15 protein-coding genes are annotated in these 18,972 nt (G+C 62.6%); 1 reads left to right on the forward strand and 14 read right to left on the reverse strand.

Annotation, left to right across the window (positions count from 1 at the left end):
- Nucleotides 1-126 precede the first annotated feature (126 nt).
- From NFR47_RS01435 to dnaB, 9 genes are all read right to left on the reverse strand, one after another.
- Nucleotides 127-708 carry a 4'-phosphopantetheinyl transferase family protein gene (locus tag NFR47_RS01435; protein WP_251213804.1) on the reverse strand — a complete coding sequence of 194 codons (582 nt, stop codon included), beginning with the start codon at nt 706-708 and terminating at the stop codon, nt 127-129.
- A gap of 141 nt (nt 709-849) precedes the next feature.
- A complete protein-coding gene (gldE, locus tag NFR47_RS01440) occupies nt 850-2,127 on the reverse strand; it encodes a gliding motility-associated protein GldE (protein ID WP_251213805.1) in 1,278 nt (425 codons plus the stop codon).
- 16 nt (nt 2,128-2,143) lie between these two features.
- Nucleotides 2,144-3,475 carry a cell division protein FtsZ gene (gene ftsZ, locus NFR47_RS01445; RefSeq protein WP_251213806.1) on the reverse strand — a complete coding sequence of 444 codons (1,332 nt, stop codon included), beginning with the start codon at nt 3,473-3,475 and terminating at the stop codon, nt 2,144-2,146.
- 73 nt (nt 3,476-3,548) lie between these two features.
- Nucleotides 3,549-5,180: a cell division protein FtsA gene (ftsA, locus tag NFR47_RS01450; protein ID WP_251213807.1), complete on the reverse strand. Its 1,632-nt coding sequence runs from the start codon at nt 5,178-5,180 to the stop codon at nt 3,549-3,551.
- An 11-nt stretch (nt 5,181-5,191) separates the two neighbouring features.
- Nucleotides 5,192-6,286, reverse strand: a complete 1,095-nt coding sequence (locus NFR47_RS01455; RefSeq protein WP_251213808.1) for a cell division protein FtsQ/DivIB — start codon at nt 6,284-6,286, stop codon at nt 5,192-5,194.
- 12 nt (nt 6,287-6,298) lie between these two features.
- A complete protein-coding gene (gene murC / locus NFR47_RS01460) occupies nt 6,299-7,681 on the reverse strand; it encodes a UDP-N-acetylmuramate--L-alanine ligase (RefSeq protein ID WP_251213809.1) in 1,383 nt (460 codons plus the stop codon).
- A gap of 1 nt (nt 7,682) precedes the next feature.
- The gene (gene murG / locus NFR47_RS01465) at nt 7,683-8,795 is read right to left on the reverse strand and encodes an undecaprenyldiphospho-muramoylpentapeptide beta-N-acetylglucosaminyltransferase (RefSeq protein ID WP_251213810.1); all 1,113 of its coding nucleotides are present in this window, start codon (nt 8,793-8,795) and stop codon (nt 7,683-7,685) included.
- Nucleotides 8,796-8,909: 114 nt separating this feature from the next.
- On the reverse strand, nt 8,910-10,448 hold the full coding sequence (locus NFR47_RS01470; RefSeq protein WP_251213811.1) for a YifB family Mg chelatase-like AAA ATPase: 1,539 nt from the start codon (nt 10,446-10,448) through the stop codon (nt 8,910-8,912).
- A gap of 15 nt (nt 10,449-10,463) precedes the next feature.
- Nucleotides 10,464-12,029, reverse strand: coding sequence for a replicative DNA helicase (dnaB, locus tag NFR47_RS01475; protein ID WP_251213812.1), 1,566 nt, complete (start codon nt 12,027-12,029; stop codon nt 10,464-10,466).
- A gap of 128 nt (nt 12,030-12,157) precedes the next feature.
- Between dnaB and NFR47_RS01480 the strand changes: the two genes are divergently transcribed.
- Nucleotides 12,158-12,658, forward strand: a complete 501-nt coding sequence (locus tag NFR47_RS01480; protein ID WP_251213813.1) for a DUF4251 domain-containing protein — start codon at nt 12,158-12,160, stop codon at nt 12,656-12,658.
- 68 nt (nt 12,659-12,726) lie between these two features.
- On the opposite strand, the gene NFR47_RS01485 is transcribed toward NFR47_RS01480, so the two are convergent.
- The 5 genes from NFR47_RS01485 to NFR47_RS01505 all read right to left on the reverse strand — a co-directional run bounded on the left by NFR47_RS01485 (nt 12,727) and on the right by NFR47_RS01505 (nt 18,904).
- Nucleotides 12,727-13,449: a ComF family protein gene (locus tag NFR47_RS01485; protein ID WP_251213814.1), complete on the reverse strand. Its 723-nt coding sequence runs from the start codon at nt 13,447-13,449 to the stop codon at nt 12,727-12,729.
- Nucleotides 13,433-15,691, reverse strand: a complete 2,259-nt coding sequence (gene priA / locus NFR47_RS01490; protein WP_251213815.1) for a replication restart helicase PriA — start codon at nt 15,689-15,691, stop codon at nt 13,433-13,435. Before priA ends, NFR47_RS01485 begins: the two co-directional genes overlap by 17 nt.
- Complete coding sequence (locus NFR47_RS01495) at nt 15,692-16,591, reverse strand: YitT family protein (RefSeq protein ID WP_251213816.1); 900 nt, start codon at nt 16,589-16,591, stop codon at nt 15,692-15,694.
- A gap of 108 nt (nt 16,592-16,699) precedes the next feature.
- Complete coding sequence (mnmL, locus tag NFR47_RS01500; protein ID WP_251213817.1) at nt 16,700-17,653, reverse strand: tRNA modification radical SAM protein MnmL/YtqA; 954 nt, start codon at nt 17,651-17,653, stop codon at nt 16,700-16,702.
- Nucleotides 17,654-18,904 (reverse strand): DNA/RNA non-specific endonuclease, encoded by a 1,251-nt coding sequence (locus tag NFR47_RS01505; RefSeq protein ID WP_251213818.1) that lies wholly within the window; start codon nt 18,902-18,904, stop codon nt 17,654-17,656.
- Nucleotides 18,905-18,972 lie beyond the last annotated feature (68 nt).

The raw sequence follows: 18,972 nt of genomic DNA on the forward strand, positions 1-18,972 counted from the left end.
AAAGCGACCGGAACCGTATACGGTTCCGGTCGCTTTCTGTTTATTCCTCGAACTCAACACTGAGAAGCGCCGCATCGGCATCCGGAGCGGAAGCTGCAGGCAAACGGGGCGGAGGGCTTTCCATGACTACGACAAAAAGACGATGACGCGGCCCGCGAAGAACAGAAAGCCCAATAACAGCACTTCGCCGCCGCGAATCCGGCCGACAAGCCTGCCAGCCGAGAAATCGGCCTGCTCCACACGCAGGTCGCAGAGCAAATCGAGCTCTTTGCGCCCGGCATATTTATAAAGGGTCTCCTTGGCGCTCCACACCACGGCAGGCCACCGCGGGTCGTCAGAGAGCGCCTGCTCCGCGGGGGTCATATAGCGGGATGCGATGCGGCCGAAATTCCGGTCCAGCGATTCGATGTCCACCGCACACGGAGCGTCGGACAGCCCCACGGCGACGCTTCCCCGGCAATGCGAAACCGCCGCATGCACCGCCGCCCCCTCGACGACGGGAGCCCCCGTCTCGTTGTAAGCGATTGCGATTTCAGCCGGACGGCACCCGAATTCGCGGCACACTTCCCGCCGCACGATTGCCCGCCACGAAAGCCACTCCGCCTGCCGTGCTGGCGGAAAAGCCGCCGCCGACGCAAGTTCGTCCGGCGTCGCCCATGGGGCGGCATCGGAAGCGGACATGGGCCGTTCGACAAAGAGGCGGAACATCGACCGAATGAAAAATGAAAAATTAAGAATTATAAATAGGGCCGCACTCCGACCGACCGCACAGAACATTGTCACCCATTGGGTTCAAGCCCGGTTTTCGTCCGACGCGGCAAGACGGAAACTATTTTTCAACACGCGCAACTATTTCAGATCCACGCGGATTTTGTCAATGCGGTGGGCATCCATCTCCTTGACCGTGAAACGGATGTCGTGCGAAGTGAAGACATCGCCCTTGCGCGGGAAGTCGCGCTTGAGTTCGAGCATCAGCCCCGCCAGCGTCTCAGCGTCGCCCCGCACGTCGGAGAAAGTCTCCTCGTCGAGCGAGAGAATGCGCTCGAAATCGCCGATATGGGTCTTGCCGTCGAACAGGTAGCTCTTGGCATTGAGCCGCGTGTAGAAGCTCTCGTCGTTGTCGCTCTCGTCGGAAATCTCGCCGACGATCTCTTCGATGATGTCTTCCAGCGACACCAGGCCGAGCGTCGAACCGTATTCGTCGACGACGATGGCCATGTGGACCTTGTTGGTCTGGAAATCGCCCAGCAGGTCGTTGATTTTCTTGTGCTCGGGCACGAAATAGGGCTTGCGTATGAGCTGCTGCCACCCGAATTCGTTGCCGTGGTTGATATAGGGCAGCAGGTCCTTGACGTAGAGCGTGCCGCGAATGTTGTCGATGTCCTCCTCGAAGACGGGAATACGCGAAAAGCCCGACGCAATAATGGTGCGCTTGACCTTTTCGTAGTCGTCGGTGAGCTCCAGCGCCGTGATGTCGACGCGCGGCTTCATGATTTCCTGCACTTCGGTATTGACGAAGTTGACGATTCCCGACAGCATGACATGTTCTTCGGGGTTGGAAGCCTGCGTCATGTCGACGGCATCGGCCAGCTCGTCGAGCGAAATTTCGCTCTTGTGGGCCGCCTTTTCGCTGATGCGGCTGCTGGTCCGCACAAGGATGAACGACAGCGGATAGAGCACCCACCGCAGGACGATAAGCGGCTGGGCGACGAACTGCGCAAAGCGCATGGGCGTGGTCTGCGCCAGCACCTTGGGCAGCACCTCGCCGAAAAGCAGCAGCAGGAACGTAACGACGACGGTCTTGAAAAGGAACTCCAGGTGGGAGAACGTGAAGGCCGCATCGACGATGCTTGCCGTAAGAATCGTAATGCAGATATTGACCAGGTTGTTGGCTACCAGAATCGTTGCCAGCAACATGTCGACATCGCCCAACAGTCTCAGCACAGCGGCGGCCGAAGCGCTCGAACGCTGCTTGAGCCGCTGCACGTCGTTGTGCGAGAGCGAGAAAAACGAGGTTTCGGCACCCGACACCAAGGCCGAAATGCACAGCAGCACCAGCGTCACCGCACAGAGCACAGCGATATGGGCCGAAAAACCGTTGAAATGAATCCAGGGGGTCTCTTCCAAACCGAGAGCGTGTTAGTTAGTCGAAAAGCGAACCGCTGTCCGGCTCCTCCTTGGGCGCCTGGTTCTCGGCCGTCTTGTCGCGCAGCACCTCTTTGCGGCCGCCGGAAACGCGCTCCACGAACTTCGAGTTGCGCGACTGGTAGGCGGGTTTGGAAAGCAGCGCGTCGATATTGCTGTAGCGGGTCGACTTGGCGCCCAGCACCACCTGTTCGCCGGGCCGCGGCTGTGCCGGCTTGGCCGGAGCCAGCGGTTTGATAGGCTCCAGCACCGGAGCCCCCGGCTCCGCAGCTCCGACAGGCTGAACGGTCCGCGCAGGCGGAATGATCTGCTTCATCGCCTCGGGCACCTCCTCGCTCCGGAATCCGGTGGCGACTACCACCAGCTCAATGGCGTTGCCCAGCTGCGGCTTTTCGCTCGTGCCCCAGATAATATTGGCGTCGTGGACCACACCGTTCTCGTCCTGCACGCTGGCATGGGCCTGGATGTATTCGAGGATGCGCGTGACTTCCTCGTACATCAGTTCGTCGGCGTTCGACACGGAAATGTTGAGCAAGATATTCTTGGCCCCGGAAATAAGGTTGTGGTCCAGCAGCGGCGAGCGCAGCGACGCTTCGGCCACCGATTCGGCGCGTCCGTTGCCCTCGGCCGTCGCAACGGCCATGTGGGCGCGGCCCGAATTGCGCATGACCTTGGAGACATCGGCGAAGTCGACGTTGACCAGGTCGCTCTCCACGGTGATGATTTCGGCAATGCCCTTGGCGGCCGACGCCAATATGTCGTCGGCCTTGCCGAACGCCTGCTTGAGCGACAGACGCCCGTAGATTTCGAGAATGTTCTCGTTGTTGATAATCAGCAGCGAATCGACGTTCTGCCGCAATTCCTCAATACCGCGGAACGCCTGCTCATAGCGGATTTTGCCCTCGACGGCCAGCGGCGAAGTGACGATAGCCACGGTCAGCAGCCCCATTTCGCGGGCCAGCTTGGCGATGACGGGCGAAGCGCCCGTACCCGTGCCGCCGCCCATTCCGGCCGTGATGAAGAGCATCCGCGTGCCCGCTTCCTCGAAGTGCTGCCGGATTTCGGGCAGGGTCTCCACGGCGGCACGGCGTCCGTTCTCGGGGTCGTTGCCCGCCCCGAGCCCTTCGGCGCCGAGACGGATTTTGGTCTCCACCGGGCTCTTGTCGAGCGCCTGCTGGTCCGTGTTGCAGACCATGAACGACACGCCGCGGATGCCGAGACTCCACATGTGGTTGACGGCATTGCCGCCCGCACCGCCGATTCCCACCACCGTGATAATCGACCGCGTGCCGCGCGGCGCTCTGATTTCCGACATCAATTCGTCTGTCATAAGTCGTTGAAAGGCAGATTATGCAATCGCTGTTCGATTCTCTGTTGCGTAATTCGTGAGCGCTCCCCCGGCGTCAGATTTCCTCGTCTTCGGCGGCCGTGAAACTTTGGTTCACCTTGTCGAACGCTTTCTGGAATATGGAGCTCCAGTCGCGTTTGCGCCGCGAATCTATCACCACGGGGCGTTCCTCCTCGGGTTCCGGCTGCGCGGCCAGCGGTTGGCGGGGTTCGATTCTCGGGGGTTCCTGCTGGGGCGCGGGCTGCCGGGCCGGAATGCGGGCGACAGGCTGAGCCGTCGGTGCCGGAGCTTCGGGCTGGGGCTGCACAGGGCGCGGCTGAGCCGCCCGGGGCTGTGCGGGCCGGGGCGCAGGAGCAGGTTGGGGAGCGGGTTGTGCCGCAGGCTGAGCGGCGGGCGGTACGAAACCGCGACGGGGCTCCGAAGCGGCCGGACGAGGTTGGGCCGGAGCCGGACGCGCAGGCGCCGCAGGCTGGGCCGCCGGTGCCGACGCAGCGGGAGCGGACGCGGCCGGAGCCACGAACTCGACCACGGCGCAGGCACCTTGTGCCGCACCCTTGAGCAGAATGCCGACCGCCGTCGCATAAGCCGGATTGGCCGCTAACTCGCCCGATTCTTCGGCAATGCCCACATCGGGCACCGCCACACGCACGTCCGTTTCGGTCACGCGGCGGAACAGCTCGTCGAGGTCTTTCAGTTGGGCCGAACCGCCCGTAAGCACGATGCCGTAGGCGAGTTTCGACGCGTAGCCCGAATCCTTGATTTCCTGTTGCACGAACTCTGCGATGTCGGTCGCGCGCGCTTCGATGACCGTTGCGAGGTTGCGCAGCAAAATATCTTTGGCTTCGCGGGCCGTGCGGCCGTTGACACGTATGAGCTTGTCCTCGGGCGCCAGCTCGGCGACCGCCGAACCATAGCGGCGCTTGAGGCTTTCGACATGTTTTTCGGGAACCCCCATCGTGCGGATGTCGCGGTTGATGGCCGAAGCGCCCATCGGGATGGAGACCGTATAGCGCACTACGTTGCGATAGTAGACCGTGACGTCGGTGACCCCTGCCCCCAAATCGACTACGGCGACACCCTCCTCCTTTTCTTCGGGCAGCAGCACCGCCTCAGGAGTGGCCAGCGCGTCGGAGAATACACCCAGCATCTTGATACTGAGCCGCTTCAGCGCCATATCGAGCCGCTGGATGGGGGTTTTGTGGCACAGGATGAAATTGAACGTCGACGAGAGTTTCTTGCCGAACGACCCGACGGGGTTCTTCACCTCCTGGCTGTCGTCGACCATGTAGTTCTGCGGGATACGCTCCATGATGGTCTCGTCGTCGGGCGCCTGCACATTGCGCATGCGGTCGAACAGCGCGTCGACATCGCGCTGGCTGACCCCCGTTTCGGGATCGAAGACATAGACATGGTCCGTATGGCGCGCGCACCGCACGAAATCGCCCGAAATGCCGGCGTAAGCCTCCGTGATGCGGATGCCCAGTTGGGCTTCGACCTCCGAAACGGCTTCCCGGATGGCCCGGCTCACCAGCTCGATGTTGTCGATCCGCCCGGCGTTGACCCCCTCCACGGGCTTCGAGACCACGGCCGCGACGTGCATCCGGCCGTCGTCGCGCGTCTCCCCGACGGCGACCACGACGGACGACGAACCCAAATCGACCGCAACGGTATAGTTTTTTGTTTCCACGGCTGAATCTTTTATTTCCTGCAAACCACCTGCTCGTTATATCTGATGTCTATGGTCCGGTAGCGGTCCCATCCGATGCGCGAAAGGCCCCCTTCGTAGAAGCGCATCAGCTTGCCGAACTTGCGGTCGGCCTGCTCCAGACGCCCGAAACGGACGACATGGCGGCCGCTGCGCGGCACCAGATCGACCTCCAAGGCTCCGCCGGGGGTCGTGCGGGCAATTATCTGCACGATTTCCGACCTCCAGAACGCATCGCTGCGGACACTTTCCACAAAGGTAAGGAGTTTCGCGAAATCTTCGTAGTTTTCGACCAATTTTTTTTGCCGTTCGCGCTCCTCCTCCTGCCGGCGGCCCAGCCGGTCGATGCGTTCCTGCACCTGGGCGGCTTCGTAGCGGAACTTGCGGCGCAGGACGGTCTTCTCCTCCCTGAGTTCGGCGACCCGGCGCTCGAAGTCGGTCGCCCGCTCGAAAAAGCCCTGCCGGATTCGGCGGCGGCGCACCTCCTTCATGCGGCGTTCGATTTCGATTTCCTGCCGGAAAAAGGGGTATTTTTCTTTTTCGAGGGCGGCAATCCGCGCTTCCGACTTGGCCAGTTCGGCCTGCATGTAGGCGTGCACGCTGCCCACATAGTCCTTGGGGAACGGCAGGCGGTAGTCGCCCGTGACAACCGGAACATAGAGCGACGAGGCCTTGGGCGCCGCGAACACGTAGCCGTCGGCCGTCACATAGCTGTTCGTCCCGTCGGTCAGCAGCCGCAGCAGCGGTTCGCGCTGGCTGATCGAAACACGCAGCGTGCCCGAATAGTCCACCGATGCAATCGCTTCCTTCACAAAACCGTTGCGGGCTATCAGCCGTTCGATGCCCCGCAGGTCCACCGCATCAACTGCCGTGCCGATCGTGGGAATTCCGCTGCGGCCTATCCATTCGCGCGCGCGCATCGTCGAGACCAGACAGCCCCGCGAGGTGCTGTCGACCACTTCGATTTCGACCCGCGAGACCGTCCGTTTCGCACGGCCGCGCACGGCCACAGCTCCCGCAAAGCACAGGTAGCCCGCCACCGCGCTCCACAGCAGCGCCAGCAAAACGTATCGCAGCGAACGGTTCATAGGCATTCGGTATCAGCTTTTCGGACGGAGTTTTTCGGCGATGGCTTCGCAGCAGGCGTCGATGTTGCCTGCGCCGAAGCTCACCACAACGTCGGTATCCATGGCGGCCACTTCGTCGGCCAGTTGTTCGCGCCCGACGATGCGGCAGGGAACGGTCACCCGCTCGGCGATGATTTCGGAGGTCACGCCCGGAATCGGTTCCTCGCGGGCCGGGTAAATCGGCAGCACCACCGCCTCGTCGGCATGCGAAAGCGCTTCGGCGAATCCGGCGTAGAAGTCCCGCGTGCGGGTGTAGAGGTGGGGTTGGAACAGCGCCGTGATGCGCCGCCCGGGGAACATCTTGCGCACCGACGTGAGCGTCGCGGCCAGTTCGCGCGGATGGTGGGCGTAGTCGTCCATGTAGACTTGCCTGGGCGTGTTCACGTAGAACTCGAAACGCCGCTTGACGCCCGAGAACGACGCCAGCGCCGCCCGGAGCCGCTCAGCATCGAACGCCGCTCCCTCGGCCTGCGCGGCGCACCATACGGCCGCCACGGCCGCCACGGCATTCTCGATGTTGACCCACCCGGGAATCCCCAGCGTGCAGTCTTCGACCGCCCCGCCCGGCGTCACAAGGTCGAACAGATAGTGCCCGCCCTCCTGTAGCCGCACGTTGCGGGCATAGAAGTCGCACGGCGTATCGTAGGCATAGCGGTAGACCCGGATTGCCGGATTGTCAAGCACGATGTCGACTCCCTGCTTGATAACGAGGAAGCCGCCCGGGCGGATTTGCCGCACGAACTGCGAAAAAGCCTCCTTCACCGCTTCGTGCGTACCGTAGATGTCCAGATGGTCGGCATCGGCCGAGGTGACCACCGCCACATCGGGGAAAAGCCGCAGGAACGAACGGTCGAATTCGTCGGCTTCGACCGCCAGCCGGGGTCCGTCGCCCAGCACCAGGTTGCCGCCGAAGTTCTTCGATATGCCGCCCAAGAAAGCCGAACCGCCGCCCGTCAGCGCCCGGTTGAGCCACGCCACGAGCGTCGACGTGGTCGTCTTGCCGTGCGTGCCCGCCACGGCCATCACGTACTTGCCCTCGGCCAGATGACCCAGCATCTGCGAGCGCTTCTCGACCGTGAATCTGTTCTCGCAGAAATAGCGGTATTCGCTGTGGTCCTGCGGCACAGCAGGCGTATAGACCACCATCGTGTCGCGCGGGTCGAGAAACGCCGCCGGAATGGCCTGCACATCGTCGTCGTAATGCACTTCGGCCCCTTCGGCCTCCAGCTCGGCGGTCAGCCGCGACGGCGTGCGGTCGTAGCCCGCCACCCGCTTGCCCTCGTGGAGGAAGTAGCGCGCCAGGGCGCTCATGCCGATGCCCCCGATTCCCAGGAAATAGACTTTCGAGAACTCCATACTATGCCAGCAATTGAATGATTTCGTCCACGATTTCTTCGGCGGCCCGCGGTCGGGCCAGCTTTTCGAGGTTTTCGCTCATGCGGCGCAGCGCCTGCCCGTCGGCAAGCAGTTCCAGCGCCCGCGGCATCGCATCGGTGCGGCATGCGGCATCGGTCACGATAGCCGCCGCCCCGTGCTGTTCCAGCGCCCGGGCGTTCTTGGTCTGGTGGTCCTCCGCCACGTTGGGCGAGGGTACGAACAGCACAGGCTTGGCCACCAGGCACAGCTCCGACACCGTCCCCGCGCCGCTGCGCGACACCACCAGGTCGGCCGCCGCATAGGCGCGGTCCATCCGCTCGATGAACGCCCCCTGCCAGATGCCCGGCGTCGGATGGGCCGCCAGGAATTCGCGCATTTCGCGTTCGTAATATTTGCCCGTCTGCCAGATGACCTGCACGGGAGCTTCAGCTCCACCGAGCGAGCAAATCCAGTGTTTCATCATTTCGTTGAGCGACCGGGTGCCGAGCGATCCCCCGACCACCAGCACCACTTGCTTGTCGGGCGTGAAGCCGTAGTGCCGCAGCGCTTCGGCCCGGTCGGCCCCCTCCTTGGAGAAGCGTCCCCGCAGCGGGTTGCCCGTGAGCCGGATTTTGCCGGCCGGGAAAAACCGTTCCATCCCCTCGTAGGCCGTGCAGATGCGCCGGGTGCCTTTCGCAAGAATCTTGTTGGTCACCCCGGCATAGGAATTCTGCTCTTGAATCAGGGTCGGCACTCCCATGCGCTGGGCCGCCCACAGCACCGGAGCGCTGGCATAGCCCCCGAAGCCCACAACGGCATCGGCGCCGAATTCACGGATGGTCTTGCGGGCCAGCCGGATGCTGCGCCACACCTTCAGCGGCACCAGCAGGTTGCGCCATTCCAGACGCCGCTGCAATCCGGCGATGGGCAGCCCCACGATGCGATAGCCCAGGGCAGGGACCTTTTCCATCTCCATCTTGCCCTCGGCGCCCACGAACAGCAGTTCCACACCGTCGCCCAAACGGCGCTGCAAGGCTTCGGCAACCGCCACGGCCGGATAGATATGGCCGCCCGTGCCGCCGCCCGAAAGAATGATATGTTTCTTCGTCTTCATCGTATCGGTCAATTTCGATCCGCCTGTTCTGTCGTTCCGAGCGAAGCGAGGAATCTTCCGCCCGCTTCGTCGCCGCCCCGAACGGCGAACCGGATAATTTTCAATTCTTAATTTTCATCGTCCCCAGCTCTCGCGGTCGAGCGAACGGTAGTTGATCGCTTCGGCCACGTCGGCCGCATCGATCCGTTCGCGTCCCGCCAGGTCGGCAATCGTGCGCGCCACTTTCAGAATCCGGTCGTAGGCCCGGGCCGAGAGCGACAGCCGTTGCATGGCCTGTTCCAGCAGCGCCGACGACGCGGTGTCCAGCCGGCAGTATTCGCGCAGCATCGCCGCGTTCATCATGGCGTTGGTATGCACCCCCGCACAATCGCGGAAGCGTTCGCGCTGCACCTCCCGCGCCCGGCACACCCGTTCGCGAATGGCGGCGCTCGGTTCGCCCGGCGCGGCGTCGGCCAGTTCGGACGCTTCGACGGGCGTCACCTCGACGTGCATGTCGATGCGGTCCATCAGCGGGCCCGACACCCGCCCCATGTATCGCTGCACCGCGCCCGAAGAGCAGCTGCACTCTTTCGAGGGGTGGTTGTAGTAGCCGCACGGACACGGGTTCATGGCAGCGACCAGCGTGAAGTTGGCCGGGTAGAGCACCCGGTAGCGCGCCCGGGCCACCGTAATCCGTTTCTCCTCCAGCGGTTGGCGCAGCACTTCCAGCGCACTGCGGCCGAACTCGGGCAGTTCGTCCAAAAACAGCACTCCGTTGTGGGCCAGCGACACTTCGCCCGGGTGGGGCGACTGCCCGCCGCCGATAAGCGCCACCTGCGACACAGTGTGGTGCGGCGAGCGGAACGGACGCCGCGACAGCAGCCCCTCGCTGCCGGCCAGTCCGGCCACGGAGTGGATTTTGGTCGTCTCCAGCGCCTCCTCGGACGAAAGCGGCGGCAGAATCGTAGGCATCCGGCGCGCCAGCATCGTCTTGCCCGAACCCGGCGAACCGATCATCAGTACGTTGTGGCCCCCGGCGGCGGCGATTTCCAACGCGCGCTTGACATGGGCCTGCCCCTTGACGTCGGCGAAATCCTCGTCGTAGCGGCCCGCTTCCGCAACCGCTGTTTTGTCCGCAGCCGCCACAGCCGGAGCAATCTCCGCTTCGCCATTGAGAAAGGCGGCCACCTCTTTCAGGCTGCCCGCCCCGAACACTTCGACGCCCTCGACGACCGCCGCTTCGGCCGCATTGGCCGCGGGTACTACCAGCCGTTTCACACCGTCGTGCCGAGCCTGGATGGCTACGGGCAGGATGCCCCGCACGGGTTTGACCGAGCCGTCGAGCGACAGTTCGCCCGCAAACAGCGTATCGGCCAGCGCACCGGTCTCTATCCGCCCCATGGCCGCCAGAATCCCCACGGCAATCGGCAGGTCGAACGCGGCGCCCTCCTTGCGCAGGTCGGCCGGGGCCAGGTTGACCACCACTTTCTTGCCCGACATGTGTTCGCCGGAGTTCTCGAACGCCGCTCGGATGCGCTGCTCGCTCTCTTTCACGGCGTTGTCGGGAAGCCCCACCAAGTAGAGCCCCAGCCCGCCGCCCGCGATGTTGACCTCGACGGTCACCGTCACGGCGTCGATACCGACGACTGCCCCTGCGAATGTCTTGACGAACACGGTGCGTAGTGCGGATTAAAACGGAGCCTCATCGCCCAGCGACGGAGGCGTTATGTCGAATTCGCCGCCGCCCGCAGCGGCTCCCAGACCGCCCATGCCGCCCGGTGCCGGACCGCCGTTCGAGCCGCTGGCATAATCATCGTAAGCCTGCTGGCTTTCATAGGCCTGCGAGGGGGGCAGCATCGAATCGTCCAGGTCGGCGAACCGCGCCTGCTCCTTGAGGAAGCGCAGATTGACATCGCACACGGCGCCGTTACGGTGCTTGGCGATGATGATTTCCGCCATTCCGGCCGTCGGCATGCCGTTCTCGTCCTGGTTGATGCCGTAGTACTCCGGGCGGTGGATGAACGCCACGATGTCGGCGTCCTGCTCGATGGCGCCCGATTCGCGCAGGTCCGAGAGCTGCGGACGCTTCGAGCCGCCGCGCATCTCGGTGGCGCGGCTCAACTGCGACAGGGCGATAATCGGCACGTTCAGTTCCTTGGCGATGGCCTTGAGCGTGCGCGAAATGAACGCCACCTCCTGCTCGCGGTTGCCCTTGGAGTCCTGGTTGCCCGTCATGAGCTGGAGGTAGTCGATGATGATGATTTTGATGTCGTTGTGAATCTTGAGCCGCCGGGCCTTGGAGCGGAACTCGAAGACCGAAAGGGCCGGGGTGTCGTCGATGAACAAAGGCGCGGCGCCCAGCGGCTTGGTGGCCGATTCGAGGTGGCGCCACTGCTCGGGCGACAGGCGGCCCGACTTGACGTCATTGCCGCTCAGCCCCGTCTCGGCGATGATAAGACGCATCATCAGCTGCACCGACGACATTTCGAGCGAGAAGAACGCCACGCCCGCTTCGTGGTCGACGGCCATGTTGCGGGCCATCGAAAGCACGAACGCCGTTTTACCCATCGACGGACGGGCCGCGATGATAATCAGGTCCGAGAGCTGCCAGCCCAGCGTCACCCGGTCGATGGCCATGAAGCCCGACGGCACGCCGTTGAAAGCGCTGGTGTTCTTCGAGGCCTCCTCGATCTGCATCAGCGCCCGGGCCAGAATATCCTTGGACGACTGCACCGAACGCTTGACATGCCCCTCCGAAACCTTGAAGATTTCGCCCTCGGCAAACCCGATCAGCTCCGTCACGTCGGTCGATTCGTCGTAGGAGCGTTTCTGGATTTCGGTCGCCGAGCGTATCAGCTCGCGCTGCACGTACTTCTGGGCAATGATTTTGGCGTGGAACTCCACGTTGGCCGCCGACCCGACTTTCTGCGTCAGCTGGGCCAGATACGACGCCCCGCCGACTTTCTTCAGCTCTTTCTTCACCTTGAGCCGTTCGGTCACGGTGTAGAGGTCGATGGGCTTCAGTTCCATCGACAGTTCTTCGATCGCCTTGTATATGAGCCGGTGTTCCTCGGTGTAGAACGATTCGGGGGTCACGAATTCCTGCACCGCGATGATGCTGTCCTTTTCGAGCATCAGCGCGCCCAGTACCGCTTCCTCCAGTTCGACCGCCTGCGGGGATACGCTGCCGAGCGTGTCGGTCAGCGCTTCGTAGGCTTCGCCGTTGCGCCGGGAAGGGATAAAATCCTTAGCCATTTCGTAGGGTTTCTTTCAGCCTTCAAAAGTAGCGATTCGGGCGGACATATCAAAAAACAGCGCAAAAAAAATGGAACGATGCGGCCGTGTCGCTGTTTTTTTGTATCTTGACAGCAAACCTCACCGCCATGAAGAAATCCATCCGAACCCTGCTTGCCGCAATGACGGCCACTGCGCTGCTTACGGGCTGCGCGACACAAAAAAACTCTTCTGCTCGGCAGTCCTCCTCCATTGTGGCAATCGCAGCCCTCGATGCAGGTTATTATGTCATTGACATCGACGAAGTGTACGCTCCTAACGGTCAACGCACAGACGTAACCAGCAGTTATTTCTCCGTAGAAGGCAATCAAGGATTGCTCAATTTATCATCAGTACTTTTCCGAAACGAACCGTTTCGACGATTGAGCGATTTACGAGCATCTTATGACGTACAGGTTGAAGCAAATTCAGTTACTGAAAAGGGAGACCGAATATTTCAATTGAAAATTGCGAATAAAAAGAACCTAAAAGCAATTTACGAAATGTACATCACGCTCTATGCGGGCAGCGACCAATGCGCCGTCCGGATGGGACACGCCCGGGGGCAGAACCACCTCTGCACCTTCCGCGGACGCATCCGCCCGGCTTAGCGCCCCGCTCGACACAACAAAAAACCGGCCCTTTGCAAGGCCGGTTTTTCATTTTGCGGGAGGAGAGGTCACTCTTTCAGCCCCAACTCGCGGCGAGAAACAGCAAGGACGGCGATACTGATGCGGCAGTCGGGAACCGCCTGCACGATAGCTTGGGCGCAGGAGGCCAAGGTGCTGCCCGTTGTCATCACGTCGTCGACCAGCAGGATATGCCTGCCCGCCAGCCGTTCGGGATGCCGCACCGCAAAGGCTCCCTCCACGTTTCCGGCCCGTTCGCGGTGCGGTTTGAGCGCCTGCGATGCCGTATAGCGGCTGCGGCGCACGCTGCGGCGGTCGACCGCCACCCCCAACGCCGCGGCGATTCCCTCGGCAAGGTATTCCGACTGGTTGTATCCGCGCCAAATCCGCTTGACGGGATGAAGCGGCAGCGGAACCACCGCATCCACACCGCCGTACAGCCCGCTTTCGGCCAAGCATTCGCCGTACCACTCGCCCATGGTCCGGGCCGCGAGCCACGCTCCGCGGTATTTGAATCCGTGAATCATCCGCCGCCACCCGCTGTCCCGGACGTAATACAGAAAAGCCGACGCCCGCACGACGGGCACCAGCCCCCAGAATTTGCGCAGCACCGGATTGTCGGCTTCGCCGCAGTAGCCCGTCAGCGGCGCCGTCAGGCGGCACAGCGTGCAGAGCCCCCGTTCGCCCGGCATCAGCCGCGTGCCGCAGACCGGGCAGACCGGAGGAAGCACAAGCGCGGCCGCATCGCGCAGCAGCTCACTGAGGGTCGACATTGGGGATGACGGCAATATGGCGGAATTCGGGGTGTTGCGCGAAAGCCTGCAATTCGGCGCCCAGCAGTTCGCGGGCGCGGGCCGACGATGCGCCGCTTTCGATTTTGAGCAGCAGCCCCAGCAGGTATTCGCCGCGGATGCGGTCGACAGGCGGGGCCATCGGGCCCAATAGTCGGCGGCCGAAGCGTCGGCGCAGCCCGGCAGCCAGATGGACGGCTCCGCGCCGCAGCAGCTGCAAATCGCGGTGACGCAGCGTGAGGGTCGTCAGCCGGGCGTAGGGCGGATAGAAAAAGGCTTCGCGGTCGGCCAGCTGCATCCGGGCCATCGCCCCGAAATCGCCCTCGACCACCTGCCGGACGACCGGATGGCCCGGTTCGGCGGTCTGGATGACCACCTCGCCCCCCTGCGCCCGGCGGCCTGCCCGGCCCGCCACCTGCATCATCAGTTGGAAGGCCCGTTCCCCGGCCCGGAAATCGGGATTGTTAAGCATGTTGTCGGCGTTGAGAATCCCCACCAGCGCGACCCCCTCGAAGTCGAACCCCTTGGTTATCATCTGCGTGCCTACCAGGATGTCGGTTTCGCGGCGCGCGAACGCCGCCACAATGGCGCTGAACGCCCTTTCGGAAGTCACCGTATCGCGGTCGAGCCGCGCCACCCGCGCCTCGGGGAAGATGCGGGCTATCTCCTCTTCGATTTTCTCGGTGCCGAATCCCATCGGCACCACATCGGTGACCTTGCACGACGGGCATTTGGCAGGCACGGGTTCGCTGTGGCCGCAGTAGTGGCAGACCAGCCTGCCGCCCGCCTTGTGATAGGTCAGTGTCACGTTGCAGTCGGGACAGCGGGCCGTCCAGCCGCACTCCGTGCATTCCACATAGGGCGAAAAACCGCGGCGGTTCTGAAACAGCATGACCTGTTCGCCCCGGCCGAGCGTCTCGCCGATTTTGTCCAGCAGCAGTTTGTTGAAATGAGCGTGCCGTTCGCCGCGCCGCGCCGCCCGCAGCGTGTCCGACACGATGATTTCGGGCATCCGGGCATCGCCGTAGCGTTCGCTCAGCGTCGCCCGGCCGTACTTCCCGCCCGAGGCGTGGAGCCACGTTTCGAGCGAGGGGGTGGCGCTCCCCAGCAGGGTCCGGCCCCCGAAAATCCGCGCCATCATCACAGCGCAGTCGCGCGCATGGTAGCGGGGCGCAGGTTCGGCCTGCTTGTAGCTGGCGTCGTGTTCCTCGTCGACAATAATGAGTTGCAGGCGCGCCAGCGGCAGGAATATCGACGACCGCACCCCCACCACGAATTCGCCCCCCTCGGAGCGGTTGAGCCGCAGGTAGGTTTCCGAGCGTTGGCGGTCCGTCAGCCGCGAATGGTAGGGGGTCACCCGGCTGCCGAAGATGCGTTCCATGCGTTCGATCAGCTGGGCCGTCAGCGCGATTTCAGGCACCAGCAGCAGCACGTCGCCGCCCCGCGCCAGCACTTCGGCAATCAGATGGATGTAGATTTCGGTCTTGCCCGACGAAGTGACCCCATGCAGCAGAGCCGTCGCCTTGCCGTCGGCAAACTGGCGCCGCAGTTCGTCGAGCGCCGCCTGCTGGTGGGGCGTCAACTGCGGCAGCCGGAAAACGGCTTCGCCGCGCTCGGCGGTGCGTTCGTGTTCGGCAGCCCGGACAAAGCCCTTGCGCTCCAGCGCATGCAGCACAGCCCGGTCGGCCTGCAACAGCCGCCGCGGCACCTCGCCCTCGGGCAGTCCGCCGCCGTCGCCGGCCGAGACCAGTTCAAGCAGCGCTTCGTATTGCTTCGGCGCCCGGCGCTCCAGCTTCTCGAACACCTCGTGGAGCCGTTCTTCGTCCCGAAGTTCCGGCGCCAGCGACAGATAGCACTCCGTGCGGGGGCGGAATTCCTCGTCGGCGAAACGCTCGCGGCTGTCGGCCGAGGGCTTCATCAGCGACGGCAGCGCCGCGCGCATCACCTCGCCCAGCGAACACATGTAATAGGAAGCGACCCACTCCCACAGCTTCATCTGCGCCGCGGTGAGCAGGGGTCGGTCGTACAGCGGACGCTGCACGGGTTTGATACGTTTGAAATCGGGCCTGCGCTCATGCACGCGCCACACGATTCCCGTATGGAATTTGCGGGGGCCGAACTGCACCTCCACAGCACAGCCCGCCGCCAGCTCCATCCCCTCCGGGACGGCAAAGGTATAGGCCGGCTGCGCCAGCGGCAGCACGACATCGGCGAAGCGCTCCATCTACATCTTGGGCAGGGACTGGAAACCCTGGCCGTAGACGCCCGCCACGGAACCTATCGACATGAAAGCCGTCGGGTCGACCGATTTGACGACCTTCAGCACGTCGGACGTCTCGCGCTTGCGGCACACGACGACCACAACCTTCATCTCCTCGCGCGTATAGCCGCCCATGCCGTCGAGCAGCGTCACACCGCGGTGGGCGACTTCCAGAATGGCCTTGGTGATTTCGTCGTACTTGCGGCTCATGATGAAAATCTGGTTCGACTGCTGGTTCCCCGACATGATCATGTCGACCGTATAGCCGAAGACCGCCGTGAGAATATAGCCGTAGACCACCGTCGTGAGGGTCTTGCCGACCAGCAGCGACGAGCCGATGATGATGAAGTCCGAGCACATGACGATGTTGCCGTAGCGCACCGTGCGGTATTTGTTGATAATCATCGCCACGATGTCCACACCACCCGTCGAACCGCCCTGCATGAAGCAGATGGCCACGCCCGAACCGGCCAGAATACCGCCCAGGATAACCTGGAGGATGTTCTCCAGGCCCGAGAAGAGGCCTTCGGGCGGCAGTACGCTCTCCCAGAAGTTCATCGCCACGGAAATCATGATGATCGAGAAGACGGTCTTGACGCCGAACTTCCACCCCACGATGAATCCCGCCACGAGCAGCAGCAGCGCATTGATCATGAAAACCATCGTGCCGATGCTCACCTGCCACCCGAAAAGGTGTTCGACGAACATGCACAGCACCAGCGACAAACCCGCCGCGCCGCCGCCCATGCCGTCGGCAGGCAGGATGCAGCCTATCCAGCCGAACGCGTAGAGGAACATGCCCACGGTCATCAGGAAATACTCCTTGATGCCTGCGAAGAACCGATTGGTCGAGAAACCGTCCATAATGGCGAAATATTAGCTTGTTGCAAAGATAATAAAAAATCGCTACGGTAGATTCTTTTCTTTCCCGGCCAATATCCGGCCCTCGGCAGCATATGGCAGCACTCGTTGCTAAAACGTTTTAGCAGCAAAAAGTTCCCCTTGCCAGGCGTCTGTCTCTTCCAGCCGTTTTTCGAGCATCGCCCACAATTGTTCGTTGCGCACCAAGCCCCAATTCGGCCCGTAGTGGTAACGCGGCGGCGCTTCGGAGGCGAAACGCTCGACCACCAGCGAGGGGCGCAGGCGGCGCAGGATTTCGGTGAAAAGAGCGATGTATTCGTCGAGCGTCCAGAAGCGGAACCGCCCGGGGTCGGCGTCGTACTGCGCCGCCATCGGCGTGTCGCGGAAAATCTGCAGCTGGTGGAATTTGACCGTCGTCAGCGGCAGGGCGTTGATAAGGGAAGTCTGCGCAACGAGCATTTCGTCGCTCTCGCCCGGCAGGCCCAAAATGAAATGGGCGCCGACATGCAGCCCCCGTTCGGCAGTCATCCGCACGGCACGGCAGGCCGTGGCGAAGTCGTGGCCGCGGTTCACGGCGCGCAGCGTCTCGTCGCAGGTCGATTCGATGCCGTATTCGATGGCTACGTAGTGCGTCCGGGCCAGCCCGGCGAAGTAATCGAGCTTCTCCTCGTCGATGCAGTCGGGACGCGTCCCCACGACAATGCCCGCCACCTCCGGATGCGCCAGCGCTTCGGCATAGAGCGTCCGCAGCCGTTCGAGCGGCGCATAGGTGTTGGAAAACGACTGGAAATAAACCAAGTAGCGCGACGCACCGCGATAACGCCGCCTATGGAATTCGATGCCCTCCTCGATTTGCCGGCGGATGCCTTTCGAGGGGATGCAATAAGAGGGGGTGAACGCTCCGTTGTTGCAGAACGTACACCCTCCCTCGGCTATCGTGCCGTCACGGTTGGGGCAGGTGAATCCGGCATCTGCCGAGAGCTTCTGCACCCGGCCGCCGAATACCCGGCGGAAATACCCGGCATAGGAGTTATACCGCCGCGAATCGCCCCAAGGATAAATCATCTATATCTTCCAGAACGACGTATTGAGCTTGCCTTTGGGCGCCTGCGGCACGTTCGGGAAGAACGTCTGTCCGGTCTGCTGTTCGATCCACTCCACCGACTTGATGAACTGCGACGGCGTCACGCCCGAATAGGACTTGTGGTCGAACCAGTATCCGGCGCATTCTATTTCATCGGCCGAAAGCTCCCACAGGGGTTTGCCCGTATTGCCCGCCTTGGAACGGATCAGCACCTTGTAGAAGTTCGTCGGCACGGTTACTTTTTTGGCGGGTTTGCTGTTGTCCTCGCAGGTCGTATTGCGATTGGCAAAATGAGCGCCCGTCACCATATAGAGCGTATCGGAGCATATCATCTTGTGGCAATTCAGTTCAAGGTCTTTCCAGATACCGCCGTTGAAGCCGTTCTGAATCTGCGGCGACATGTTGGTGAAATAGTAGGTCTGCTCGTTGATGGCCACGCTCGACTGACGGTCGTTGGAGGCCAGCATGTGGCCGCGGGAATAGCTGTTGATGGGCTTGTACGCCGATTTCAGACTGGGCTGCACGCTCGTCGGGATAATCGGCCCGTACTGCCATTTTTCATTACGGCCCACATCTCCGTTCGTGTAGTACTTGTGCATCGGGTACGCCACCCATATCGGACCGCACAGCTCTTTACTGAAGCATACCGTATAGTTGCGGACCGTCGGCGCATTGGCGCACATGTAGTAGGCATAATAATAGTCCGCATTCTCTTTCTCGCCCAGCAGTTCGGCCCAGCCCGAGTGACGGGTCGCACCGGGGTCCTGGGGGGGGGTAGGCTGGTCCGGATCGGGATCGGGATCGGGCTTAGGCTCGTCCGGCCCCGGGTTGTCCGGGTCGGGCTCTTCGGGAGCCTCCCAGGTCTGGAACACGGCGGGCTTTCCGGCCATGCGCTCGCCGTTCATATCGACGAACGGATAAACCATGTAGACCGTCTCGGGGGCCAGCGAAGTCAGCGTACATTTGAGCATGCTGTCCTCGATACGGGGGTCGGTGACCGTAATCGCCGGAGCCGTCGAAGCGCTCGAAACGGGTTGGCAGACAAATCCGCAGGGGTTCGACGCAAGCACGCCCTTGCCGAAAAGCGTCAGGCAGGTCACCTCGGCGGTCAGTCCGTCGACCGTCACTTCGGGCTGGCGGAACCACTGCTCGGGCGAATCGCCCTTGTTGTTGTCGCAGGCCGCGAACGCCAGCGCAGAAAAACAATAAACAAACGCGAAAAATCTTCTCATGAGGAGGAAACGTTAGTCCGGTTATTTTATTTTGTCGGCCGCGGCGGAATCCGGTTCCGGGCCGTAGT

Source organism: Alistipes muris, from assembly GCF_943193205.1.
Taxonomy (GTDB): Bacteria; Bacteroidota; Bacteroidia; order Bacteroidales; family Rikenellaceae; genus Alistipes; species Alistipes muris.

Coding starts and splice junctions, on each gene's coding strand:
- NFR47_RS01435 (WP_251213804.1), bottom strand. CDS start 708: ATGTTCCGCCTCTTTGTCGAACGGCCCATGTCCGCTTCCGATGCCGCC.
- ftsZ (WP_251213806.1), bottom strand. CDS start 3,475: ATGACAGACGAATTGATGTCGGAAATCAGAGCGCCGCGCGGCACGCGG.
- NFR47_RS01455 (WP_251213808.1), bottom strand. CDS start 6,286: ATGAACCGTTCGCTGCGATACGTTTTGCTGGCGCTGCTGTGGAGCGCG.
- murC (WP_251213809.1), bottom strand. CDS start 7,681: ATGGAGTTCTCGAAAGTCTATTTCCTGGGAATCGGGGGCATCGGCATG.
- murG (WP_251213810.1), bottom strand. CDS start 8,795: ATGAAGACGAAGAAACATATCATTCTTTCGGGCGGCGGCACGGGCGGC.
- dnaB (WP_251213812.1), bottom strand. CDS start 12,029: ATGGCTAAGGATTTTATCCCTTCCCGGCGCAACGGCGAAGCCTACGAA.
- NFR47_RS01480 (WP_251213813.1), top strand. CDS start 12,158: ATGAAGAAATCCATCCGAACCCTGCTTGCCGCAATGACGGCCACTGCG.
- NFR47_RS01485 (WP_251213814.1), bottom strand. CDS start 13,449: ATGTCGACCCTCAGTGAGCTGCTGCGCGATGCGGCCGCGCTTGTGCTT.
- priA (WP_251213815.1), bottom strand. CDS start 15,691: ATGGAGCGCTTCGCCGATGTCGTGCTGCCGCTGGCGCAGCCGGCCTAT.
- NFR47_RS01495 (WP_251213816.1), bottom strand. CDS start 16,591: ATGGACGGTTTCTCGACCAATCGGTTCTTCGCAGGCATCAAGGAGTAT.
- mnmL (WP_251213817.1), bottom strand. CDS start 17,653: ATGATTTATCCTTGGGGCGATTCGCGGCGGTATAACTCCTATGCCGGG.
- NFR47_RS01505 (WP_251213818.1), bottom strand. CDS start 18,904: ATGAGAAGATTTTTCGCGTTTGTTTATTGTTTTTCTGCGCTGGCGTTC.